21 protein-coding genes are annotated in these 23,739 nt (G+C 70.0%); 3 read left to right on the top strand and 18 right to left on the bottom strand.

Translation table 11 applies throughout. From position 1 onward, the window contains the following. Positions 1-6: 6 nt before the first annotated feature. The 7 genes from J3S20_RS17340 to J3S20_RS17370 are packed head-to-tail and all read right to left on the bottom strand — an operon-like array spanning position 7 to position 7,222. Positions 7-1,002: an ABC transporter substrate-binding protein gene (locus tag J3S20_RS17340; protein ID WP_216837773.1), complete on the bottom strand. Its 996-nt coding sequence runs from the start codon at positions 1,000-1,002 to the stop codon at positions 7-9. A gap of 17 nt (positions 1,003-1,019) precedes the next feature. Then, positions 1,020-1,937, bottom strand: coding sequence for an ABC transporter permease (locus tag J3S20_RS17345; RefSeq protein WP_216837774.1), 918 nt, complete (start codon positions 1,935-1,937; stop codon positions 1,020-1,022). Next, positions 1,934-2,800 carry an ABC transporter permease gene (locus J3S20_RS17350; RefSeq protein ID WP_216837775.1) on the bottom strand — a complete coding sequence of 289 codons (867 nt, stop codon included), beginning with the start codon at positions 2,798-2,800 and terminating at the stop codon, positions 1,934-1,936. The genes J3S20_RS17345 and J3S20_RS17350 overlap by 4 nt, the downstream gene beginning before the upstream one ends. After that, positions 2,793-3,575 carry an ABC transporter ATP-binding protein gene (locus J3S20_RS17355; protein WP_343215243.1) on the bottom strand — a complete coding sequence of 261 codons (783 nt, stop codon included), beginning with the start codon at positions 3,573-3,575 and terminating at the stop codon, positions 2,793-2,795. Before J3S20_RS17355 ends, J3S20_RS17350 begins: the two co-directional genes overlap by 8 nt. Further along, positions 3,568-5,901: a xanthine dehydrogenase family protein molybdopterin-binding subunit gene (locus J3S20_RS17360; RefSeq protein WP_216837777.1), complete on the bottom strand. Its 2,334-nt coding sequence runs from the start codon at positions 5,899-5,901 to the stop codon at positions 3,568-3,570. The genes J3S20_RS17355 and J3S20_RS17360 overlap by 8 nt, the downstream gene beginning before the upstream one ends. Further along, positions 5,898-6,356: a (2Fe-2S)-binding protein gene (locus J3S20_RS17365; protein ID WP_216837778.1), complete on the bottom strand. Its 459-nt coding sequence runs from the start codon at positions 6,354-6,356 to the stop codon at positions 5,898-5,900. The genes J3S20_RS17360 and J3S20_RS17365 overlap by 4 nt, the downstream gene beginning before the upstream one ends. Then, positions 6,353-7,222, bottom strand: coding sequence for an FAD binding domain-containing protein (locus J3S20_RS17370; RefSeq protein WP_216837779.1), 870 nt, complete (start codon positions 7,220-7,222; stop codon positions 6,353-6,355). The genes J3S20_RS17365 and J3S20_RS17370 overlap by 4 nt, the downstream gene beginning before the upstream one ends. Before the next feature lie 137 nt (positions 7,223-7,359). Between J3S20_RS17370 and J3S20_RS17375 the strand changes: the two genes are divergently transcribed. After that, positions 7,360-7,920 (top strand): nucleoside 2-deoxyribosyltransferase, encoded by a 561-nt coding sequence (locus tag J3S20_RS17375; protein WP_216837780.1) that lies wholly within the window; start codon positions 7,360-7,362, stop codon positions 7,918-7,920. Here J3S20_RS17375 and J3S20_RS17380 read toward each other — a convergent pair. From J3S20_RS17380 to J3S20_RS17395, 4 genes are read right to left on the bottom strand one after another with little or no spacing between them, the layout of a single operon-like run. Continuing rightward, the gene (locus J3S20_RS17380) at positions 7,871-8,365 is read right to left on the bottom strand and encodes a MarR family winged helix-turn-helix transcriptional regulator (protein ID WP_216837781.1); all 495 of its coding nucleotides are present in this window, start codon (positions 8,363-8,365) and stop codon (positions 7,871-7,873) included. The genes J3S20_RS17375 and J3S20_RS17380 overlap by 50 nt on opposite strands. Further along, positions 8,362-8,547, bottom strand: coding sequence for a hypothetical protein (locus tag J3S20_RS17385; RefSeq protein ID WP_216837782.1), 186 nt, complete (start codon positions 8,545-8,547; stop codon positions 8,362-8,364). The genes J3S20_RS17380 and J3S20_RS17385 overlap by 4 nt, the downstream gene beginning before the upstream one ends. Before the next feature lie 4 nt (positions 8,548-8,551). Continuing rightward, the gene (locus J3S20_RS17390; RefSeq protein ID WP_343215244.1) at positions 8,552-9,793 is read right to left on the bottom strand and encodes a Gfo/Idh/MocA family oxidoreductase; all 1,242 of its coding nucleotides are present in this window, start codon (positions 9,791-9,793) and stop codon (positions 8,552-8,554) included. Continuing rightward, the gene (locus J3S20_RS17395; protein ID WP_216837783.1) at positions 9,790-10,746 is read right to left on the bottom strand and encodes a PDR/VanB family oxidoreductase; all 957 of its coding nucleotides are present in this window, start codon (positions 10,744-10,746) and stop codon (positions 9,790-9,792) included. Before J3S20_RS17395 ends, J3S20_RS17390 begins: the two co-directional genes overlap by 4 nt. Positions 10,747-10,880: 134 nt before the next feature. Here J3S20_RS17395 and J3S20_RS17400 point away from each other — a divergent pair, with 134 nt between their 5' ends. Together J3S20_RS17400 and J3S20_RS17405 are read left to right on the top strand one after the other, a co-directional pair. After that, the gene (locus J3S20_RS17400; protein WP_216837784.1) at positions 10,881-12,194 is read left to right on the top strand and encodes a Rieske 2Fe-2S domain-containing protein; all 1,314 of its coding nucleotides are present in this window, start codon (positions 10,881-10,883) and stop codon (positions 12,192-12,194) included. A 3-nt stretch (positions 12,195-12,197) separates the two neighbouring features. Continuing rightward, positions 12,198-13,190, top strand: a complete 993-nt coding sequence (locus tag J3S20_RS17405; protein WP_216837785.1) for a PhnD/SsuA/transferrin family substrate-binding protein — start codon at positions 12,198-12,200, stop codon at positions 13,188-13,190. Between the two features lie 7 nt (positions 13,191-13,197). Here J3S20_RS17405 and J3S20_RS17410 read toward each other — a convergent pair whose 3' ends face one another. From J3S20_RS17410 to J3S20_RS17440, 7 genes are all read right to left on the bottom strand, one after another. Next, complete coding sequence (locus tag J3S20_RS17410) at positions 13,198-14,967, bottom strand: SLC13 family permease (RefSeq protein ID WP_216837786.1); 1,770 nt, start codon at positions 14,965-14,967, stop codon at positions 13,198-13,200. Between the two features lie 83 nt (positions 14,968-15,050). Then, positions 15,051-16,076: a C-terminal binding protein gene (locus tag J3S20_RS17415; protein ID WP_216837787.1), complete on the bottom strand. Its 1,026-nt coding sequence runs from the start codon at positions 16,074-16,076 to the stop codon at positions 15,051-15,053. Beyond that, entirely contained in the window at positions 16,073-17,644 is a 1,572-nt protein-coding gene (locus J3S20_RS17420; RefSeq protein WP_216837788.1) for an ABC transporter substrate-binding protein, read from the bottom strand. Before J3S20_RS17420 ends, J3S20_RS17415 begins: the two co-directional genes overlap by 4 nt. A gap of 17 nt (positions 17,645-17,661) precedes the next feature. After that, on the bottom strand, positions 17,662-19,011 hold the full coding sequence (locus J3S20_RS17425) for an LLM class flavin-dependent oxidoreductase (protein ID WP_216837789.1): 1,350 nt from the start codon (positions 19,009-19,011) through the stop codon (positions 17,662-17,664). Between the two features lie 92 nt (positions 19,012-19,103). Beyond that, complete coding sequence (locus J3S20_RS17430; RefSeq protein ID WP_216837790.1) at positions 19,104-20,528, bottom strand: M20 family metallopeptidase; 1,425 nt, start codon at positions 20,526-20,528, stop codon at positions 19,104-19,106. A gap of 11 nt (positions 20,529-20,539) precedes the next feature. Beyond that, on the bottom strand, positions 20,540-22,213 hold the full coding sequence (locus J3S20_RS30885; protein ID WP_216837791.1) for a M28 family peptidase: 1,674 nt from the start codon (positions 22,211-22,213) through the stop codon (positions 20,540-20,542). 16 nt (positions 22,214-22,229) lie between these two features. After that, on the bottom strand, positions 22,230-23,636 hold the full coding sequence (locus J3S20_RS17440) for a M20/M25/M40 family metallo-hydrolase (RefSeq protein WP_216837792.1): 1,407 nt from the start codon (positions 23,634-23,636) through the stop codon (positions 22,230-22,232). Positions 23,637-23,739 lie beyond the last annotated feature (103 nt).

The raw sequence follows: 23,739 nt of genomic DNA on the forward strand, positions 1-23,739 counted from the left end.
TCCGGTTCAGCGCGCCGCGTCGACCACCGCATGGGTCCAGGCGCCGGTCGGCGCGCGGGTGATCACCGGCGATTCGCCGCCGGAGGACAGCAGCGTCTGCACCGTGCGCTCATAATCCGCCGGGTCCAGGCGGCCGCCGCCGCTGGTGTCCAGCAGCTTGGCGATCTCCGCCATCATGCGGCGCTGATGCGCTTCCGTCTGCGCGCCGGAGGTGTCGTTATCCAGCACGATGGCCGCCGCCGCATCCGGGTTCTGCCGCGCCCAGTCCCAGCCCTGCATGGAGGCACGGACAAAGCGGCCCATGCGGGCGACGAAGGCGGGATCGGCCAGGCGGTTTTCCAGCACATAGAGCCCATCCTCCAGCGTCGCGACGCCCTGGTCGGCATAGCGGAAGACCGTCAGTTGGTCGGGACGGAAGCCGCCATCGATCACCTGCCAGTATTCGTTGTAGGTCATGGTGGAAACGCAATCCGCCTGGCGTTGCAGCAGCGGGTCCACGTTGAAGCCCTGGCGCAGCACGCGCACGCCCTGCGGGGTGCCATTGGTCGGCAGGTTCAACCGCGCCATCCAGGCGAGGAAGGGGTATTCATTGCCGGAGAACCAGACGCCCAGCGTCCGGCCGCGCAGATCCGCCGGCGTGCGGATGCCGGTCTCGGCGCGGCAGGTCAGCATCAGGCCGGACTGCTTGAAGGGCTGCGCGATATTGACCAGCGGCACGCCACGCTCGCGGCTGGCGAGTGCCGCCGGCATCCACTCCACCACCACATCGGCGCGGCCGCCCGCCATCACCTGCGGCGGCGCGATGTCCGGCCCGCCGGCATTGATCCGCACATCCAGATTGGCGGCGCGGTACATGCCGCGCGCCTGGGCCACGTAGTAGCCGGCGAACTGCGCCTGGGTGACCCACTTCAATTGTAGCGTCACACGTTCCTGCGCCTGCGCCGCCGCGGCACCGGCCAGCAGGCCGATTCCCACCAGACCGCTCAGAATGCTCCGTCGCATATCGTCTCTCCTGCTTTTCATGGGCGGACCGAGGGGTGCCAGAAGGTGGCGGCGCGCTCGGCCAGCGCGACCAGCCCGTAGAATGCCGAACCCGCGACCGCCGCGACAACGATTTCCGCCCAGACGAGGTCGAGGGCGAGCTTCGCGGCTTCGGTGGTGATCCGAAAGCCCATGCCCTGGGTCGGGCTGCCGAAGAATTCGGCGACGATGGCGCCGATCAGCGCCAGCGGCGCATTGACCTTCAGCGCGGTGAAGATGAAGGGCAGCGCGGACGGCAGCTTCAGCAGCCACAGCGTCTGGCCGGGGCTGGCGGCGTAGCTGCGCATCAGGTCGCGCTCCAGCGCGCCGGCCGCGGCGAGGCCCGCCACGGTGTTCACCAGCATCGGGAAGAAGGTCATGGCGACCACGACCGCGGCCTTCGACTGCCAGTCGAAGCCGAACCACATCACCAGGATCGGCGCGATGCCGACGACGGGCAGCGCCGCCACCAGGTTGCCCAGCGGCAGCAGGCCCCGCCGCAGGAAGGGCAGACGGTCCGCCACCAGGGCCAGCGCGAAACCCGCGCCGCAGCCGATGACGTAGCCGGAGAGCACGGCCTTCAGGAAGGTTTGCGCGAAATCGCCCCAGAGCATCGGCGCAGCCAGCCAGGCCCGCGCGGCGATGGCCGAGGGCGCCGGCAGCAGCACCATGGGCACGGAAAGGCCGAGCACCAGCACTTCCCACAGCGCGAGCACCGTGGCGCCGAAGGCAACGGGCGCGGCAAGGGCGGGCAGGCCCCGATCCGGCGCATCGCCCAGGCGCTGCACAAGCCAGGCGGCCAGCAGGGTCGTCGCGACCACGCCCATCCAGAAGCCCGTGCCGCCGGCGCCGGCATGGACGGTCGCGATCAGCGCCGCGAAACCACCGGTGACGATCAAGGCGAGCAGGCCGGTCATGCCCTGGCCCCCATGCGCCGCGCCACCAGCCGCTCCGCCGCGCCCAGCAGGCCGACCAGCGTGGCGGAGAGGATCGCGGCGGCGACCAGCGCCGCCCAGATCTGGATGGTCTGGCCGAAATAGGATCCCGCCAGCAGCCGCGCGCCGAGCCCCGCCTGCGCTCCCGCTGGCAGTTCCGCCACGATGGCGCCCACCACCGCCGCGGCCATGGCGACCTTCAACCCGGCAAACAGGAAGGGCAGGGAGGCGGGCAGGCGCAGCTTCCAGAAGACCTGCGCCTGGGTCGCGGACCAGGTGCGCATCAGGTCCCGCGCCGTGGCATCCGGCGCGCGCAGCCCCTTCACCATGCCGATGGCGATCGGGAAGAAACACAGATAGGCGGCGATGATCGCCTTGGGCAGCAGCCCCTCCAGCCCCATCGCGCCGAGTGCCACGATGACGATCGGCGCCAGCGCCAGCACCGGCACAGCCTGGGAGGCGACGATCCAGGGCATCAGGCTGCGTTCCAGCGCGCGGATATGCACCACCGCGACGGCCAGCAGCACGCCGAAGGCCGTGCCCATGCCGAAGCCCAGCAGCGCGGCGGAAAGCGTGACCCAGGCGTGATGCACCAGGCTGCGGCGGGAAGTGACGGGCAGCGTCGCCGTGCTGCGCCAGAGCTCGTCGAGGATCTGGTGGGGCGCCGGCAGCAGGGGGCGGGCGTGGTTCAGCGTCAGCCGCACCATCTCCATCAGCCCCGGCGTGGCACCGGCGCGCGCCTGCGTATCCGCCACCACCTGCCAGTTCATCCAGATGGCGCCGCCGTACCACAGCAGCACAAGGCCGGCGCAGATGGTCAGCACGGGCAGGATGCTTCTAGACATCGTAGGAATGGCCGGCGCGAAGGCCTTCGCGCACCCGTTGCGCGATGCGCAGGAATTCCGGCGTCTCCCGAATTTCCAGCGGCCGGTCGGGGCCGAGGTCGCAGTCCACGATATCCGTGATGCGCCCCGGCCGCGGCGACATCACCACGATGCGGGTGGAGAGAAAGACCGCTTCCGGAATCGAATGCGTCACGAAGACCACCGTTTTCCGTGTCGCCGACCAGAGTTTCAGAAGCTGCTCGTTCAGATGGTCGCGCACGATCTCGTCCAGCGCACCGAAGGGCTCGTCCATCAGCAGCAGCTTGGGCTCGAAGGCCAACGCGCGGGCGATGGAGGCGCGCTGCTGCATGCCGCCCGAGAGCTGCCAGGGAAACTTGCGCTCGAAGCCTGCCAGATTGACCAAGGCGAGCTGCGCCTTGGCTCGCGCGGCGCGTTCCTCGCGCGAAATGCCCATGATCTCCAGCGGCAGCTGGACATTGCCCAGGATGGTCCGCCAGGGCAGCAGCGCCGGCGCCTGGAAGACATAGCCATAGTCCCGCGCCAGCCGAGCCTGCTCCGGCGTCCGGCCATTCACGGCGATGCTGCCGCCGGTGGCGCGCTCCAGATCGGCGATGACCCGCAGAAGCGTGGTCTTGCCACAGCCGGAGGGGCCGATCAGCGAGATGAACTCGCCCGGCGCGATGTCCAGATTGACGTTCGACAGCGCCTGCACCGGCCCGTCGCGCGTGGTGAAGACCAGCGACAGGTCGCGGGTGGCGATGACGGGTTCAGCCACGCTGCGTGATCTCCCAGAGCCGCGACGGGCCCAGTGGCATTTCGAGGATCTCGATGCCGCGTGCCGGCAGGTCCAGCGCATCCTCGATCGCCTGCGCGAAGAGCGCGCCGACGGGGATGGCGCCGGCCTCGCCCGCGCCCTTCACGCCGAGTGGGTTGAGCGGGGAGGGTGTCACGGTGTGGTCCAGTCGCATGCGCGGCACGTCCAGCGCGGTGGGGATCAGGTAGTCGGCGAGGCTGGCATTCAGCAGCTGCCCGTTCTCGTCCCAGGCGAGCTGTTCGAAGAAGGCATTGCCGATGCCCTGCGCCACGCCGCCATGGATCTGGCCGGCGAGGATCAGCGGATTGATCACCGTGCCGCAGTCATGCACCACGACATAGTCGAGGATGGTGGGGCGCAGCGTGCCGGCATCGAATTCCACGATCATCGCATGCACGCCACTCGCCGTTGCGCCGCTGGCGGGGCCGAAATAGCTGGTGGCTTCGAGCCCCGGCTCTGTGCCGGGCGTTACGGCGCCGCGCATGGGATTGGCCAGGCCCGCCAGCCTGCCGAGCGTGATGGCATGGTCCGGCACGCCGGCGACATGCACCTTGCCGTCGGCGAGGACCAAGTCCTCCTCCGCACATTCGAAATGCGCCGCCGCCGTGCGCAGCACTTTCTGGCGCACCACCTTCGCCGCCTCATGCGCGGCGCTGCCGGCCACGACGGCGCCGCGGCTCGCAAAGGTGCCGACGCCCCAATAGAACTGGTCGGTATCGCCGGTGGTCACCTCCACGTCGCGCAGATCGACGCCGAGCTGCTCGGCCACCACCTGCGCGAAGGCCGTGGCGTGGCCCTGGCCCTGGCTGCCGATGCCGGTGGCCAGGCTGATCTTGCCACTGCTCTGCACCTGCACCTTTGCACCCTCATAGGGGCCGATGCCCGTTCCCTCGACATAGCAGACCAGGCCGAGACCGAGGCTGCGCCCGGCCGCGCGTGCCTCTGGTTGCACGCGCTGCACGAAATCCGCGTAGCCGATGGCGGCCAGCGCCTTGTCGAGGATCGGCTCGTAGTTGCCGCTGTCGTAGCTGAGGCGCGAAAAATCCTGGTAGATCACGCCCTGGTCGAAGGGAAAGGCATCGGTCGGGATGAAATTGCGGCGGCGGATCTCCGCGCGGTCCAGCCCCAGCTCCCGCGCCGCAAGGTCCAGCAGCCTTTCCATCACGAAGACGCCGTGCTGCCGTCCGGCGCCGCGATAGGGCGTGACCAAGGTGCGGTTGGTGAAGACGGCGGTGAAGCGGCTGTCATAGGCCGGCACCACATAGCAGCCGAGCAGCGTGCATTGGCTGTTCAGCGGCACCGTCAGCCCATATGGGTCATAGGCGCCGGTATCGTGCAGGAACACGTCCCTCACGCCGAGGATCTTTCCCTGCGCATCCAGCGCGATCTCGGCGTCGTGGATCTGGCTGCGTTCGTGGGTGGTGGCGAAGAAATGCTCCAGCCGGTCCTCGATCCATTTCACGGGGCGGCAAAGCCGCATGGCGGCCCAGGGGATCAGAACCTCCTCCGGGTAGAACATCATCATCTTCGGCCCGAAGCCGCCGCCGATATTGGGCGCGACGACGCGCACCTGCCGCTCGCTCAGGCCGAGCATGCCGGCCAGCCCGTTGCGGATGACGACGGGCGCCTGCGTCGTGTCCCAGACCGTCAGCCGATCCGCGCGCGGGTCCCATTGCGCGACCACGCCGCGAGTCTCCATGGGGATGGAGGCGCCGCGGTCATAGGTGAAGCGGCGCTTCAGGACGAGATGCGCAGCCCGCGCCGCCGCCGCGTAGTCACCGCGCGCCTGATGCACCTCCGCCGCCACATTGGTCCCGAGATCGGCGTGGACCAGCGCGGCACCGGGCGCGAGCGCAGCCTCAAGGTCGCCCACCGCCGGCAGCGTTTCCCATTCGGCCAGGATTTCGGCGACGGCGTCCTCGGCGATATAGCGGCTTTCGGCCACCACCATGGCGACGGGCTCGCCCACATGTCGCGCCGTGTCGCGCACCAGCGGCACCTGGCAGCGCTGGTTGAAGATCATCCCCGGCACGGGCGGCGGCGGCACCAGCAGCGGGCCGGGCTGCCAGTAATCGCCGAGATCGGCCGCCGTGATCACCGCCACAACGCCCGCGCGGGCGCGCGCGGCCGAGACATCCAGCGACAGCAGATGCGCATGCGCATGCGGGCTGCGGAAGAAGGCGACGTGCAGCAGCCCGGGCAGCTCCACATCGTCGACGAACAGCGCCTCCCCACGCAGCAGGCGCGGATCCTCGTTGCGGGTCAGCGGGCGACCGAAACTGTTCATGCCTGGCTTGCCAACAAGACGGCGTCGACGATGTGCTGGTAGCCCGTGCAGCGGCACAGGTTGCCGGACAGCGCCTCCCGCACCTGCGCCTCATCCGGCTTCGGGTTTTCTTCCAGGAAGGCTGTCATGGTCATCAGGATGCCGGGCGTGCAGTAGCCGCATTGCAGGCCATGCGCGTCCCGAAAGGCCTGTTGCAGCGGGTTGAGCTGGCCGGGGCCGGGGGCCAGGCCTTCCACCGTGCGGATCTCATGCCCCTCGGCCTGCACCGCGAAGGCGAGGCAGGACCGCACCGGCGCACCGTCCCACAGAATGGTGCAGGCGCCGCAGACGCCGTGCTCGCAGCCGACATGCGTGCCGGTCAGGCCGATCTCGTGCCGCAGGAAGTCGCTGAGCAGCAGGCGCGGCTCCACCTCGCGCGTGTGCTCCACGCCATTCACCCGGATGGTGAACTTCATGCCGCGCGCTCCGCTGCCAGGGCCAGGGCGCGCGGTACCAGCACGCCGGCCAGGTGCCGCTGATAGGCGGGCGAGGCCTGCACGCTGCCCATCGGGTCGATCTCCGCCACCGCCAGCGCCGCGGCGGCCGCGAAATCCTCCGCGGTGAGCCGCGTGCCGACCAGGCTGGCCGCCGCGCGCTCCGCCAGCATCGGCGTCGGCCCCGCGCTGCACAGCGCCAGCCGCGCCGCCACGCAGCGCCCCTCCGGCCCGCGCCGCAGCACGGCCGCCACGCCCATCATCGCATAGTCGCCCCGCCGGCGCGCCACTTCCAGAAAGCCCGTGCCGGTGCCGGGGGGCAAAGCGGGGATCTGGATTTCCGCAAGCATCTCCTCCTCGGCCAAGGCTGTGGCGAGGGGGCCGAGGAAGAAGTCCCGCGCGGGCAGCACCCGTTCCCCATCGTGCCGGCACAGGCGAAAACGCGCCTCCAGCGCCAGCATCACCGCGGGCATCTCGCTCGCCGGGTCGGCGTGGCACAGATTGCCGGCCAGGGTGCCGCGGTTGCGGATCTGCGGATGCGCCACCTCGGCCAGCGCCTCCACCAGCAGCGGCAGGCGGCGCGCCACCTCGGCATCGCGCTCGATCCGCCGATAGCGGCACATGGCGCCGACCCGCAGCGTGCCCTCCGCGTCGAAGGCCAGCGAATCCAGCGCCGCGACACGGTTCAGGTCCACCAGAACCGCCGGCTGCGCCACGCGAAAATTCATCGCCGGCACCAGGGACTGCCCGCCGGCCAGGAATTGCGCCTCCCCGCCATGCTGGGCCTTCAGCGCCAATGCGGCGGCCAGGTCCTCCGGCGCATGCCAGGCGAAGGGGGCCGGCTTCAAATCGATATCCTCATGCGCCGAACCTGCCAGAAGCGGCCGGTGGCGGGCCAGAGCCCATTTCGCGCGCCGCGGCGCCGGGCGCGCGCCGATTGCCCGCGGCTTGCACAGGCTGCGCGCCGCGTGGTCAGCTTGCCGCCATGCCCCTTGCATACCTTGCCGGCCCGGATGTCTTCCTGCCCGACGCCCCGGCGCAGGCGGCCCGCAAGACCGCCATCTGCGCCCGCCACGGCATCACCGCCCTGCCGCCGCTGAACGAGGATGTGGCCTCCCTGGCCAGCATGCCGGAGGCCGAGGCCTGGCGGGTGATCTTCGCCAAGGACCTGGCGATGATGGCGCGGGCGGAGCTGGTCATCGCCAATCTCACTCCTTTCCGCGGCGCCTCCGCCGATGCCGGCACGCTGGTGGAGCTTGGCTGGTTCCTCGGCCGCGGCCTGCCGATCTTCGCCTATTCCAACAGCGCCACGCCCTTCGTGGCCCGCAGCACGGCGCAGACGGCGGCGGTTCCGGACCCGATGCCGGGGCTGACGGTGGGTGGCTTCGGCCTGCCGGACAATCTGATGATCCCGGGCGCGGTGGAGCAGGGCGGCGGCCTGCCCATCTTCCTGCCCCCAGGCGGCGCCGACCTGCCCTTCGATTCGCTGGAGGTCTTCAGCCTTTGCGTGGCCGCCGCCGCTTCGCGCCTGCGGCCTGCGGGCTAGGCGGGTCCGCCAGGTTCGCGCGGGCGCGGCGCAGCAGGTCGAGCAGGGTCGTCACCTCCGCCTCGCTCATGCCCTCCAGCCCCTGGGCGATCACCGCCTTGGCTTCCGGCAGCAGGGTTTCGCGCAGGGCGCGGCCGGCATCGGTCAGGCGGATATGCACCTTGCGGCGGTCTTCCTCGCTGCGGTCGCGGATGATCCAGCCCGCCTCCTCCATACCGCGGAGCGCGATGACGGCGGTGGGTTCCTGCATGCCGATGCGCTGCGCCAGCTCCCGCTGGGTCAGGCTCTCCTCCTCCCACAGGACGCGCAGGAAATACCAGGCGCCGAGGGTCGCGCCGCTGGGCTGGATGCGGGCCTGCAGGCTGCGCTGGATGCGCCGGTTCAGGTCCCGCACCAGGTAGCCGAGGCTGTCCTCGAAGGGCAGGGCCGATTCGCGATCGCTCATGCGCGGGGCCGGTTCGCCGCGGCCGTCAGGGTGGCGATCAGGTCCTGCTCCGCCGCCGCGGCGCTGGCATAGCGCGGGGCGGTGCTGACGAAGGGGGATGGGGCTTCGGCGGGCAGGAAGACTTCCAGGTAGAACAGGCCGGTGGCGCTGTCCTGGCGTGGCTCGATTCGCAGGGTGGGCATCGTCTCAATCGTCCTTCGGCGCCACCTGGTGATGCAGCGCGACCTCTCGGCCCTCGCGGGCGGATTGCAGGATGGCGAGGCAGACCTCCAGCGTGGCCATGCCCCAGGCGCCGTCATGCAGCGGCGGGGCGCCATCCAGCACGGCGGCACAAAGCTCGTCCAGCACTTCGCCGCGCGGCACCGCAGGCAGGGGGGTCTTGCGCAGCAGGCGGGAGGTGTCGCCATGGATCTCCACCCCCTGCGCGGTCAGCCGCAGATCGGCGCGCTCGCAGCTGGCGATCACCAGGCCGAACTGGTTGTGGAAGCGGGGTGGGGCGGCCGGCGGCAGGCCGGGGGGCTGGCCCGGGGCGCCGTAGGCGCGGGTGGTCTTCAGCGCCGCCTCGGCGGCCGCATCGGGCAGGCCGGCCAGCGCGGCGCGGGCCGCGCCGTGGCGGGTGGGGTCCTTGGGCTGGCCCATCTCCCCCACCCAGTCGAGAAAGACGTCGCTGTCGAAGCGGCCATAGCCGGAATAGGTCAGGCTGGCGGCGCAGCCATTCTCGAAGCTAAGCAGGGCGGCATAGGCACCCTCGGTCGGCCGCGTCGGGTCCCAGGCGCCGGTTGCGGCGCGGACGGAGCGGACCAGCCCACCGCCGAGCAGCCGCACGACATCCACCTGATGCGCCCCCTGGCTGAAGACCACGCCGCCGCCCTGGGCGGTATCCAGCTCCTCCGGCCTGCGGGGGCGATACAGGAAGTCGGTGTAGTTCAGCGTGGAGATCATCCGCACCGCGCCGAATTCGCCGCCCGTGATCATGCGCCGCGCGGCCAGCACCGGCCCATCCTGGCCATGGCTATGGCCCAGCAGCAGGCGGATACCGGCGGAGCGGGCGCGTTCCACCATGGAAGCGGCCTCGGCCAGCGTCACGGCCAGCGGCTTTTCCACCAGCACATGCTTGCCCGCATCCGCCGCCCGCGCCACCTGGGCCGCGTGGAACTGGTGCGGCGTGGCGAGGTAGATGGCCTCCACCTGCTTGTCCTCGCACATCTCGCCGAAATCGGCATAGGCGGGCGCGTCGAAATCCGCGGTGAAGCGGATGCGTGCCTCCGGCCGCGGATCGGCGCAGGCCACCAGCTGGATGCGGGGATGATGCGCCAGGCTCGGCAGCATCAGCATGAAGGCGCGGCCGAGGCCGGCGACGCCGAGCCGCAGCCGCCGCGGCGCCGCGGGCGGCCGCAGGTCCAGCTCCGGCGCGGCCTCTCGCGTCACAGGTCGAGCACCAGGGTCGGACAGCCCGGCGCGGCGCGGGATACGCAGGGCATGATCGCCATGGCCTTCTCATGCTCCATCAGCACCAGGTCGCGATGATCCACCTCGCCCGAGACGAGCCCGGTGCGGCAGGACCCGCAGGTGCCGCTTTCGCAGGAGAATGGCACGGCATGGCCCGCCGCGTGCAGCGCTGACAGCAGAGTGGTGCCCGCCGGCACGGTGAGTTCAACGCCGGACCGCACCAGCCGCGCCGTGAAGGGCTGGTCGTCCGGCCGATTCTGGCCGGCACCCGCGCCGAAATCCTCGAAATGCACGGCCGCCGAGGACCAGTGGCCGGTCATGTCGCGCACCGCCTGCATCAGCCCGCGCGGCCCGCAGCAATGGATGTGCCGCCCCTTCGGCTGTTCCAGCAGCGGCCAGAGGTCGAAGGCGCGGTCGGGGTCGCCGCCATCATGGTGGATCGTCACCTTGCCGCGGAAGGCCTGCAGCTCCTCGCGGAAGGCGGTCTGGGCGGCGGAGCGGGTGAGATAGACCAGCTTCCAGGGCGGCCCGCCCTCCGCCTCCAGCTGCCGGATCATCGCCATGATCGGCGTGATGCCGATGCCGCCGGCGATGAACAGCCGCGCCACGGGCCGGCCCACCAGCGGGAAGTCGTTGCGCGGCGCGGAGCAGGGCAGCAGGTCGCCCGCCCTCACCTGGTCACACAGCGCGACGGATCCCCCCCGCCCCGCCGCATCCCGCTTCACTGCGATGGAATAGAAGGCGGTCTCGGCCGGGTCGGAACAGAGCGAATAGCGCCGATCCTCGCCGCCCGGTCCACGCACCCAGATATGGGCGCCGGCGGTGAAGGCGGGCAGCGGCTGCCCCGCCGGATGCGCCAGCTCGAAGCCGAAGATCTCCTCCGCGATCGGGCGGGCGGCGAGGACGCGCAGATCGGTGAAGCTCTCTTCCATCCAGGCAGTCCCTTTGCATTGCGGGAGATACTTAGATAGCTAACCAAAATCCTTCAACCACCGCTGGACAGCGCTGCGCCGCGCCCGCATATCTTAGCCTTCTAAGCATATCGGCCGCATCGGGAGGGATCGCCATGCTCACCCAGGACGAAAACGACCTGCTCTGCCGCGTCACCGGCGACGCCCCCATGGGCAAGCTGATGCGCAGCCACTGGCTGCCGGTCTGCCTGTCCGAGGAGGTGGAGGAGCCGGACGGCAAGCCGGTGCGGGTGCAAATCCTGGGCGAGAAGCTGGTCGCCTTCCGCGACAGCGACGGCCGCCTGGGCCTGGTGGCGGAGGCCTGCCCGCATCGCAAGGCCTCGCTCTACTACGGCCGCAACGAGGAGGGCGGGCTGCGCTGCCTCTATCACGGCTGGAAGATCGACGTAGAGGGCAATGTCCTCGAGATGCCGAGCGAGCCGCCCGAGGCCTGCGCCGCCGCCCGCTTCAAGCACCCCAGCTACCCGGTGGAGGAGGCCGGCGGCTTCGTCTGGGCCTTCCTGGGCAACCGCGCCGAAATGCCGGATTTCGAGCCGCCGCCCTTCGCGCCGACCCCCGAAACCCGCGTCGCCATCGGCAAGACCATGGTGCCCTGCAACTGGGCGCAGATTGTCGAGGGGCAGATCGACAGCGCCCATTCCTCCTCGCTGCATTCCTCGGACATGGTGCCGGCGCGCGTCGGCCGGGCTGGGGCGAATGCGAAGAACTGGACCCGGCCCTCGACCGACAAGGCGCCGCGGCTGCAGGTGCAGCTCACCTCCTACGGCTTCCGCTACGCGGCCATCCGCCGGCCGATCGCCAATGCGGCGACGCATGACTATGTGCGCATCACCACCTTCGTGGCACCCGTCACTTCCCTGATCCCGCCGAACGCCAGCTACAATGTGGCGCAGGTGACGGTGCCGATCGATGACCACCATTCCTGGTTCTATTTCATGGCCTGGGGTGAGGGGCCGGACGTGCCCTCGACCGAGGACTGGCGCAAGTTCCTCGCGCTGCAGCCGGGCATCGACGTGGACGAGAACTGGCAGAAGAAGCGGGTGCGGGAGAATGACTACGGCCAGGATCGCCGCCTGATGGCGCTGGGCAACTTTACCGGCATCAAGGGCATCCCGGCGCAGGACATGGCGATGTGGGAGAGCATGGGCCCGATCGCCGACCGCACCACGGAACGCCTGGGCGCCAGCGACGTCGCCATCGTGCAATGGCGCCGCCTGATGATCGAGGCGGCACGGGCCCTGGCGGAAGGCGCGCCGGCGCTCGGCCGAACGGAGCCGCGCGTGCCGCTGAAGGATATTTCCTCCTTCGAGGGCGTGGTGCCGAAGACCACGGATTGGCGCAGCTTCGGCACGACGGAGATGGAACGCAGCCTCTTCGTCGACGCCCCTTCCTCCATCGCGGCAGAATAGCGCGTGGCGAAACTGCAGCTTTCGGTCGCCATCGGCCCCTATGACCGCATGCGCCCGCTGGTGGATGGCGAGGTGCAGATCGATGCCGTCGATCCGCAGTTCATGCTGCTGGAGCCGGAGGAAATCTTCTTCCGGGCCTTCCGGCACGAAGCCTTCGACATCTGCGAATTGTCGCTCTCTTCCTATTCCGTGCGGGTCGCCAAGGGCGATTCGCCCTATGTCGCCGTGCCGGTCTTTCCCTCCCGCGCTTTTCGGCACACCTGCATCGTGGTGCGGACGGATCGCGGCATCGCAAAGCCCGAGGATCTGCGCGGCAAGCGCATCGGCATCCCGGAATACCAGCTCACCGCCAATGTCTGGGCGCGGGCGATCCTGGAGGAGGAGTACGGGGTGCGCCCCGCCGAGATCACCTGGGTGCGCGGCGGCTATGACACCCCCGGCCGCGTGGAGAAGATTCTTCTCAATTTGCCACCCGGTGTCGTCATCGAGAATGCGCCGGAGGGGGCGACCATTTCCGGCATGCTGGCGGCGGGCGAGCTGGACGGCGTGATGGGCCCGCGCGCGCCCTCCTGCTTCGAGCGCGGCGATCCCAATATCGAATGGCTGTTCCGCGACCCCACCGCCGCCGCCCAGGCCTGGTTCCGCAAGACCCGCATCTTCCCGGTCATGCATGTGCTGGGCATCCGGAAAACGCTGGTGGAGCGCCACCCCTGGCTGCCCGCCGCGGTCCAGAAGGCTTTCGAGAAATCCAAGGCGGTGGCATTGGCAAAACTCGCCGATACCTCCGCCACCAAGGTCACGCTGCCCTTTGTCGAGGAAAGCCTGCGCGCGGCGAAGCGGCTGATGGGGGAGGACTTCTTCTCCTACGGCCTGGCCGCCAATCGCCACGTCTTCGACTGGTTCCTGCGCCACCACCACGCCCAGGGCCTGTCCAGCCGATTGCTGGCGCCGGAGGAGCTGTTCCACCCCAGCACGCTGGAAGCCCACAAGATCTGAGCCGCGGTCACTCCAGCGGCCAGAAGAAGGCGATGGCCGGCACGCCCACCAGCACCACGGTGACGGACAGCGGCAGGCCCAGCCGCCAGTAATCGCCGAAGCGATAGCCGCCTGGACCCATCACCAGCGTATTGCACTGGTGCCCGATGGGGGTGAGGAAGTCGCAGGCCGCGCCGATCGCCACCGCCATCAGGAAGGGGTCGGGGCTGAGGCCGATCTGCTGCGCAAGGCTGGCGCCCACCGGCGCCATCACCAGCACCGTCGCGGCATTGTTCAGGAAGGGGGTGACCGCCATGGCGATCACCATGATCAGCGCCAGGGCGGCCAGCGGCGGCAGCGCCTGCGCCGTGCCGGAGAGCCAGCCGGCCACCAGGTCCGTGCCGCCGGTGGTGCGGATCGCCTCGCTCACCGGGATCAGGGCGGCCAGCAGCACCACGACGGGCCATTCCACCGTCTCATAGGCCTCCCGCATCGTCAGGGTGCGCAGCGCCAGCAGCAGCACGGCGGCGCCGAAGAAGGCGATGGCCACCGGCACCCAGTTCAGCGCTACCAGCGCCATGGCCACGGCCAGCACTAGCGGCGGCAGCCAGCCGCGGCGGCTGCGGCCGAGCTGCACATTGCGCTCCGACAGCGGCAGCACGCGCAGCCCGCCCATGGCCTCCGTCATCAGCGTCGCATCGCCGCGCAGGATCACCACATCGCCGGCGCGCAGGCGCAGGTCGCTCAGCTTCTCCGCGATCCGCTGGCCGCGGCGGCTGACGGCGATCAGGCTCAGGCCGCTGCGCCGATGCAGGTCGAAGCCCGCCGGCGTCATGCCGACCAGCGGGCTCTCGCTGGTCACCACGCCCTCCACCACCTGGGCGGCATCCTCGGGCAGCTTCTGGCGCTCACCTTCCAGCGTCAGCCCGCCGCGCGCCACGAAGGAATCGAGATCCTCGGCCTCGCCCTCGAGCAGCAGCCGGTCCTCGGCCTGCAGGACGCGGCCCGGCACCGGTGCCAGGCGGTGCGCCTCCGCCCGGATGATGACGGCGATGCGCACCGCTCCTTCGCCCAGCGCCTCCAGCGCCGCCACCGTCTTGCCGGCATGCGGGCTGTCCTTCGGCAGACGGGCCTCGGTGGTGTATTGGTCGATGGTGAAGGCCGCGTCCTTGGACCCGCCGCCCTTCTGGCCCCGCGGCAGCAGCCGCCAGCCCAGCGCCAGCACCACCAGCCCCGCGAGCGCGATGCACAGCCCGACCGGCGCGAAATCGAACATGCCGAAGGGCGTGCCCGTGATCTCCTGCCGCAGGCGGGAGACGATGATATTGGGCGAGGTGCCGACCAGCGTGACCAGCCCGCCGAGCAGGGCGGCGAAGGCCATCGGCATCAGCAGCGCGCTGGCCGGCGTGCCGGTGCGCTTGGCCAGCTGGAAGGCCACCGGCATCATGATGGCCAGGGCGCCGACATTCTTGGTGACCGCGGACAGCACCATGACCACCGCCGCCAGGATGGGCACCTGCACCGCCGGCCCGCCCTGCATCCAGGGCAGCAGCGGCCGCATCGCCGCCTCCACCGCGCCGGAGCGCGCGACTGCGGCGCTGACCAGCAGGGCGCCGGCCACGATGATCACGACATCGTCGCTGAAGCCGGAAAAGGCCTTTTCCGCCGGCACCACGCCCGTCATCACCGCAGCGAAAAGGGACAGCAGCGCCACCAGGTCATAGGGCAGCCGCCCATGGATGAACAGGGCGATGGTGCCGCCCAGGATGACGAAGGCGATGGCCTGGTCCGGCGTCATGAAGGCTCCCCCCCGCGCCGATCATGGCGCGCCGGGGCGCAACGAGGCCCGGTGGCCGCGGGTTCCGCGCCCCCTCGCGCGGATCAGCTCTGCCCTGCGAGCAATCCTTCGTTGACGCAGGTGGGGCGCGCGCCGCTGCACAGGAAGTCCATCATGTACTGCATGGACAGGCGCCGGATGTCACGGATGCTGGCGCTGCTGAAGAAGGCGGCATGCGGCGTCAGCACCAGCCGGTCGTCCAGCCAGGCCTCCCCCGCTGCCCAGGCCGCGATCAGGGGGTGGCCGCGGTCCAGCGGCTCCGCCTCGAAGACATCGAGGCCGGCGCCGGAGAGGTGGCCGCTGCGCAGCGCATCCCCCAGCGCATCCAGGTCCAGGATGCCGCCGCGCGCCGTATTCACCACCACGGCGCCGGGCGGCAGCAGCGCCAGGCGCCGCGCATCCAGCAGGCCTCTCGTGCCGTCGTTCAGCGGCGCATGGATGCTCAGCACATCGCTGCGCGCCAGCAGTGCTTCCGGCGTGGCAAAACGTTCCCAGCCGAAGGCCAGCTGGTGGCCCACCGGCAGGAAGGGGTCATGGAAGCCGACCTTCATGCCAAAGGCCTGGAAACGCAGCGCCGCCGCGGTGCCGATGCGCCCGAGCCCCAGGATGCCGAGGCGCAGCGACCCCAGCCGCCGCACCTGCTTCATCTGCCGCGCATCCCAGGCCGCATTGCCGCGCCGCAGCCGGCGGTCATAGGCCTGCAACCCGCGCAGCAGGCCGAGCGCCAGGGCCACGGCATGGTCCGCCACCTCCGTGGTGCCGTAGTCCGGCGTGTTCAGCACCGGGATGCCGCGCGCGGCGGCGGCGGCGAGGTCGATATGGCCAAAGCCCACCCCGCCCTGCACGATCACCCGGCACCGGGTGAAGCGCGCGATGGCCTCGGCCGGCAGCAGGTGCATGGAGCGGCAGTTCAGCACCGCATCGGCCGCGGCATAATCCTCCGGATTCTCCAGCCGACCGTTCACGGAGCGTCGGAAGACGAGCTCCGCATCCTCCCCGGCCAGGGCCAGCTCCAGGTCGGGCGCATCCTCCCACTGCGGATCGATCACCAGGACGCGCGGGCGAGTCATGGCGCGGGGCGGATGCCCGTGGCCATGGTGTACTGGTCGCCCCGCGGCGTCAGCGTCAGCCCCCGCCTGACGCCGTAGGAGGCGCGCAGCGAGAAGATCGGCAGGATGGCATTGTCCTCGATGGCGATGCGTGCGGCGGCGCCCATCAGCCGCTCCCGCTCCGCATCGTCCAGCGTGCGGTCGACGCGGTCCAGCGCCGCATCCAGCGCCGGGTTGGAATAGCGCCCGCGATTCAGCGGACCCTGGCCGAGCGCCGCGTTGCGGGTCCGCAGGATGCTGCTCATCGTCTCGCTCGCCACGCCGGTGGAGGAGGCGAAGATTGCCATGAAGGCGGTGAATTCGGGATCCAGCTGCGCATTGCCATTGGCGCGGCGGAAGAAGACTGCGGCCGGCAGCGCATCCACCGTCACGCGGATGCCGACGGCGGTCAGCATCTGGCCGACCACCTGGCAGGTGCGCGAATCGCCGGCGAAGCGGTCGTTGGTGCAGTGGACGGTCAGGCCGAAGCCGTTCGGATAGCCGGCCTCCGCCAGCAGCCGCCGCGCCTGCGCCTGGTCCTGCGCCGGCACGGTGAGGGTGGCATCATGGCCGATGAAGCCGGGTGCGGCGAACTGACCGATCGGGTCGGCCGAGCCTTCCATCGCCCGCTCGGCCAGGGTGGTGCGGTTCAAGGCGAGGTTCATCGCCTGGCGCACCCGCGGATCGCGGATCGGGTTGCGCGGCAGCGGCTGGCCGTCCGGGCCGGTGGCGAAGGCGACCTGCTCGCGGAAATGGTCGAGATACATGTACAGCGTGAACAGGCCGGTGCCGGTGATCAGCTGCGATCGGTCGCTGTCGCGCACACGGCCGTAGAGGGCGGCCGGCACATTGTCGATCACGTCCACATCGCCGGCCAGCAGCGCGGCGACGCGGGCGCTGTCATTGCTGATGAAGCGGAAGGTCACGCGCTGCCAGGGCTCCGGTTCGCGCCAGTGACGCTCCGCCCGCTCCAGCACCACGTCCTGGCCCTGGGACAGCCGCACCCAGCGATAGGGGCCGGTGCCGATCGCGGCGCGGCCGCCGTTGAAGTCGGCTTCCGTCGCCCCTTCCGCCAGGCGGCGGGAGAGGATGGCGATGACCGCCATCTGGTTCGGCAGCAGGGTGGAGATGCCGCGCGTGCGGATCACCACCGTGCGCGCATCCTTCGCCTCGGCCGAGGCGATGCTGCGCGTCTGGCCGACGAAGGTGCGAAGGCCGGTGATCTCCCGCGCCCGCTGGATGGAGAAGACCACGTCATCCGCCGTCACCGGCGTGCCGTCATGGAAGGTCAGGCCCTCGCGCAGCGTGAATTCCCAGGCCTCGTCGCTCACCTGCCGCCAGGCGGAGGCGGCGCCGGGCAGGGGTCGCATGAAGGCGTCCTGGAAGACCAGCGGTTCGTAGACATGCAGCTGCACATTGCGATTGGGCGTGTAGTTCTGGTGCGGGTCGCTGCCATCGACGGTGGCCTTGAAGCCGATGCGCAATTCCTGTGCCCCGGCGGGGGCGGCGAGCAGGGCGGCGGTGATCAGCAGGGGGCGAAGCAGGCGCATGGGGGCGTCTCCCGTCATCATTCGGCGGCCAGGCCGCGGGCGAGGGCGGCACGACGGTGGGTGGGGTAGGGCACGCCAAGATTTTCGCGCAGCGTCGTGCCCTCATATTCCGTGCGGAACAGGCCACGCCTCTGCAATTCCGGCACCACCATGTCGACCACATCGGCGAGGCCGCCCGGCAGCCAGGGCGGCAGGATGTTGTAGCCATCCGCCGCGCCCCGCTCGAACCACTCCTGCATCGCATCGGCGATATCGGCGGGCGTGCCGACCACGGTGCGATGGCCATTGCCGGCGGCGACCAGCGTGTAGAGCTGGCGGATGGTCAGGTTGTCCCGCTTCGCCAGGTCGAGAAAAATCTGCGCCCGGCTGCGCATGCGCGGGTCGATGCTGTCGGGCACCGGCCCATCCACGTCATAGGCCGAGAGATCGCCCATGACGCGGGAGAGCTGGTTGAGGCCGAGCAGAGGGTCTAGCAGCGACTGCACCTGCTCGTGCTTGTCCTGCGCCTCCTGCCGCGTGCGGCCGGGGACGGCGAGGACGCCGGGCATGATCTTCAGATGCTCCGGCTCCCGCCCATAGCGCGCCATGCGGCCCTTGACGTCGCTGTAATAGGCCTGGGCGGCGGACAATTCCTGCGAGGCCGCATAGAGCCCATCCGCCGTCGCCGCCGCCAATTCGCGTCCGGCATCGGAGGCGCCGGCCTGGAAGATGACGGGATGGCCCTGCGGCGTGCGTGCCACGTTCAGCGGGCCGGCGACGCGGAAATGCTCGCCCTTGTGGTTCAGCACATGGAGCTTGGATTCGTCGTAGTTGATGCCGGAAGCCTTGTCCCGGATGAAGGCGTCATCCTCCCAGCTCTCCCAGAGGCCGCGCACCACCTCGACGAACTCGCCCGCGCGGTCGTAGCGGCGGTCGTAGTCCGGCGCCTTCTCGAAGCCGAAGTTGCGCGCCTCCGTATCGGTGAAGGAGGACACCACGTTCCAGCCCGCGCGGCCGCCGCTGATATGGTCCAGCGAGGCGAATTTGCGGGCGACGTGATAGGGCTCGTTGTAGGTGGTGGAGGCGGTGGCGACGAGGCCGACATGCTCGCTGACCATGGCCAGCGCCGAGAGCAGCGTCAGCGGCTCGAAGACCACATTCTTGGAGGAACGGGCCAGCGCCCCCTTCGGCTCGTCCTGCGCACGGATGCCGACGCCATCGGCCAGGAAGACCAGGTCCAGCTTGCCGCGCTGCGCGATGCGCGTGACATCCACGTAGTGGGACAGCTTCATATTGCCGGCCGGATCGACATCCGGATGGCGCCAGGCCGCCATATGGTAGCCGAGCCCGATCATTGAGACACCGAGCTTCATCTGACGACGGGCCATGGCGACACCCTCCACCGAAAGGCGAAGGCTGCCGCCAAAGCATGCCCGGCCGCAAGCACCCTTGCGGCGATCACGGGTTTCGCGCGGCTAGATCACTCGGCCAGCGACATGCCCAGCGCCGGCTTGGCATCGGCGGGCAGGGGGCTGACATAGGGCTTGCCGCCGGTGCGCGCCGCGTGGTCGGCCTTGGCCTTGGCGATGAGGTCGGGGTTCTGCAGCGCATCCACCGCGGTGCCCGCCATCACCTTCGCCACATGCACCATGCCGGTGTGCGCCGCCGGCGCCTTGCCCTGCGCCACCACCTGCCAGCTATGCCCCGGCGTGCCGATGGCATAGGTCGCGCCGCGCGCCTGCACCGTCGGCACCTTCCAGGAGACATCGCCGACATCGGTGGAGCCATTCATGCCGGCGCCCTTGGCGCCCAGCGGCACGATCAGCTCGCACAGCGCCTTGCCGGTATCCGGCGTGACGCCCTGGCGGCGATAGCCGGAGAGGATGTCCTCCTCGCTCAGCGTCTTCTGAATTTCCGCCGCGAAGGCCTTGTCTTCATCGGTGAATTGCGGCGGGCCGAGGCGCTGGAAGTTGTCGTACATCAGCTGCTCCAGCGGCGTATTGCCGAGCAGGTTGGAGACGGCGGAGATCACCTGCGTGGAGACGGTGGTTTCCGTCATCAGCGCCGCACCATCCGCGATCTTGCGCACGCGGGTCACCAGGGCGTTCAGCTCCGTGAGATTCCGCGCGCGGATCAGGTAGCGCACCTTGGCCTGCGACTGCACGACATTCGGCGCGATGCCGCCGGCGTTCAGATAGGCGTAGTGGATGCGCGCATCGCTCGGCATGTGCTCGCGCATGTAGTTCACGCCGACATTCATCAGCTCGATCGCATCCAGCGCCGAGCGCCCGAGATGCGGGGAGGAGGCCGCATGGGCGGCGCGGCCGGTGAAGGAGAAATCGATGCGGGTATTGGCGAGCGAGATGGCGTCGTTCACGCCGGAGAAGCTGGCCGGGTGCCAGGAAATGGCGATGTCCACGTCGTCGAAGGCGCCTTCGCGCACCATGAAGCCCTTCGCCGCGCCACCTTCCTCGGCCGGGCAGCCATAGTAGCGCACCCGCCCGGGCAGGTTGTTCGCCTTCAGGAAATCCTTCACGGCCGCCGCCGCCAGCAGGCTGGCCGAGCCCAGCACATTATGGCCGCAGCCATGGCCGGTGCCATCGCCGGGCAGCGGCCTGTGTTCCGCCACGCCGGCTTCCTGGGACAGGCCAGGCAGGGCATCGTATTCGCCCAGGATGGCGATCACGGGCCCGCCCTCGCCGGCCTCGCCCATCACCGCCGTCGGGATGCCGGCGACATCGCGGGTGATGGCGAAGCCCTCGGCCTCCAGCATCGCAATGTGTTCCGCGACGCTGCGATGCTCGTTGTAGCAGAGCTCCGGCATCCCCCAGATCCGGTCGCTGAGCGCGGCGTAGGTCTCCTTGCGCTCATCGACGCTGCGCCAGACCTGTTCGTCGTTCCGCATGGTCTTGTCCTTCAATTCAGCGCCGCCTCTGCGGCATCGATGGCGGCCTGGGCCTCACGCAGCGCATGGGCCAGGCGGTTGCGGGCACGCTGGGCATCCACCGTGGCGAATTTTTCCGCATCGCTGCCGGCTTCCGTCGCCGCCAGGTCCCGCATGGGCTGCAGCACGGGCCAGGCGGGCAGGGGCAGGGCGGCGGCGTGGCTGAAGCGATCGCCGGGCGTATAGTCCACCGGCACCAGGGCGCGGGAGGCGCGCATCAGCGCCGCATTGGCGGCCGCCGCATCCTTCGCGCTGCGGCCCGCGAGGCCCGCCGCGCTGTCGCGCAACCGGGTTGCTGCCGCCACGAGCGGCCCGAGGTCGAAGCGCCCGCCTAGCTTCTCCGCCAGCGGTGCTAGTTCCTGCAGCAGCGCCTCCGCCGTCGCCGCATGGTCCAGCGGCACCACCGGTTCCGCCAGCAGCTTCCACACCACCTGCGTCAGCACGCGCGTATCGCGCACCAGATTGGCCTCGTCGACCTTGTCGATCAGATCATGCGGCGTATGCCACCACCAGCCCAGCGCATTGCGCGCCTGCGCATGCTTCGCCGGCTGTTCGCTGATCGAGCCGAACATGGAGGGGATGCCGATGCCGACGAAGCTTTCGTCGCTGTTGCGCGCCTTGCGCTTGCCCTTGTAGCCCTGGTTCGAATGTGCCTGCACCGCTTCCGCCGCCAGCGCCCGCAGCTCCGTCATCGCCGCCGCATTCTCCAGCACCGTGGCACCGGCGCCGCCGAGGCTGTCCACATTCACATGCGCGACGCAGCGGCGGTCCAGCTCCTCCCAATGCGTATCGGCGTACCAGGCGGAGCCGGAATAGCGGCCGTGCGAATGGCCGGACCAGAAGCAGACTCGCAGCCCGCGCTGCCACTTCGCCTGCTGCTGCGCGCAGAGCCGCGCCGCCTCCAGCATCCCGGCATTGGCGGAGCCATTGTCCATCACGCCATAGTACCAGGTGTCATGATGGCCCGACATCAGGACGAAGGGCGCATCCGCCGCGCCGATCTCCGCCACCAGGATCGGCGTCTTGCGCCAGCCCGTATCGACCTCCGCGCTCAGCGCCACCACAGGCTGGCCGCCGGCGGCCAGCGCATCGCGAATCGCGCCGCCATCGGCATTGTTGACGCTGCAGACGATGGTGCTGGGAAGTTCGGCCAGCGTGCTGGCGCCGGGGCTGCCCCAGACCGGGGAAATGCACATTTCGTGGATATGCTCGTGATGGCTGATATGCAGCTGTCCCGCCGCGCCGGCCCGGCTCGCCCGCAGCGCCACGGGCGGCGTCGCCATGCCCTCGAACAGCAGGATCAGGCCCGCCAGGTCGCGCCCCGCGAAATCCGCCTCCGTCCCATGCCCCAGATAGACCGGCACGCCGGAGACGCTGCCGGGGCGGGAGAAGGACTGCGTGATGCAGCCAAGCGCCTTGCCATCGAAGGTGACGGAGGCCTTGCCCGGCAGGCTGATATAGGCGTCGTGCAGCACGATGTTCGTGCGGAAGCCGTAATCCTGCATCCGCCGCTCGAGGAACTTCAGCGCCTCCAGCTCCTCGGCATCGCCGCTGGACTTCACCCAGCGGGCGATCTCGCGCAGATTCGCCATCATCTCCGCGCCGCTCACGGCATCCGTCAGCGTGCTGGGCAGGGCGTCGGTCATCCGCTTCCTCCTTCCGTCAACGACGCGCCGGAACGCGTCCCTCGCCGATATCCCACCAGATGCCGGCCATCAGCCCGAGGCCCTCGCGCAGCAGCGGCGCCAGCGCATGCTCATCCGGCCCGTGCTGATTGCAGCCGGCGTAGCTGTTCGGAATCCAGATCACCGGCGTGCCCAGCTCCTCCAGGAACATGTCGGAGGGGTTGGAGCCGGAGGAATTCGGGATGATGTTCGGCGCCCGGTTGGTGGTGCGGCGCATGGAGCCCGCGACCATCTCCACCCAGGGATCATCCGGATCGGTGCGGGAGGCGCCGAACATGTCGCGCTCCATCATCGGCACGATCTCGACCTCGGGGAATCCCTTGGCATCAAGGTGCCGGCGCAGCGCGGGGACGAAGGCGGCGCCCGGGATGTCCGCCGTATGCCGCACCTGCAGCCGCGCCCGCGCCTCGCCCTGCACGGCGTTGGTCGGCGCATCCGGATGGCCGGTGATCTGCGCCAGCACGATCACGCTGGTCCAGCCGAAGATCTTTTCCGCTTTCGTCAGCCCAGGCTCGCCCCAGCCGGGATCGCCTTCGGGCAGTCCCGGAATATCCTCGAAGACCAGCTCGCCGATGGCGCGCTTGACGGAGGCCGGCATGGCGGCCGGCGTCCAGCCCTCCACCAGGATGCGGCCGTGGCGACCCACGATGCTCGCCAGCGCATGCGCGAGAACAAAACCGGGATCGGTCAGCACGCCGCCCCAATGGCCGGAATGATGCGCATGGTCGCGCAGCCGCACCACCAGGTCGAAGGCCACGCCGCCGCGCGCGCCGAGCTTCATCTCCGGCATGAAGGTGGTCTGCCGAGGACCGTCCAGCCCGATGAAGACATCCGCCGCCAGCAGATCCTTCTCCGCCCGCAGCAGGTCGCGCAGGCCGGGCGAGCCCTGTTCCTCCCCCGTCTCCACCAGCACCTTGGCATTGAAGCCGAGCCTGCCGCCGCGTTCCGCCAGCACGGCGCGCAGCGCCTCGATGGCGATCAGGTGCTGGCCCTTGTTGTCCACTGTCCCGCGCCCGTACCACTTGTCGCCACGCGGCGTGACCTGCCAGGGGTCCAACCCCTCGCTCCATTTCGGCGCCAGGCCGCGCACCACGTCGCCATGGCCGTAGATCAGCACGGTCGGCAGCGCCGGATCCTCGATGCGGGTGGCGACGAAGACCGGGCCGCGGCCGCTGCGCGGATTGTCCAGCACCACCTGCTCGAAGGGCATGTCGCGCATCAGCGCGGGCAGCGTCTCGGTGCAGTAGCGCGTCAGGGCCGGCAGGCTGTCCGGCAGCTGGCTTTCCGTCGGCACCGCGACGAGCTTGCGCAGCCCGTCGAGGTATGCGCCCTCATCAAAGCAGCGTTCCGCACGCGCGATCGCTCCGGCCCGGGTGCCCGCCATGCCGCATTCCTTCCCGCCATCCGGTGCGGAGCTTCGCACGGCTTCGCGCCCGGCGTGAAGATGCGCGGGGCTTGTCGCCGCCTGTCCGCCGCGCGAGGCTGCG

The sequence above is a fragment of the Falsiroseomonas tokyonensis genome (assembly GCF_019024325.1).
GTDB lineage: Bacteria > Pseudomonadota > Alphaproteobacteria > Acetobacterales > Acetobacteraceae > Falsiroseomonas > Falsiroseomonas tokyonensis.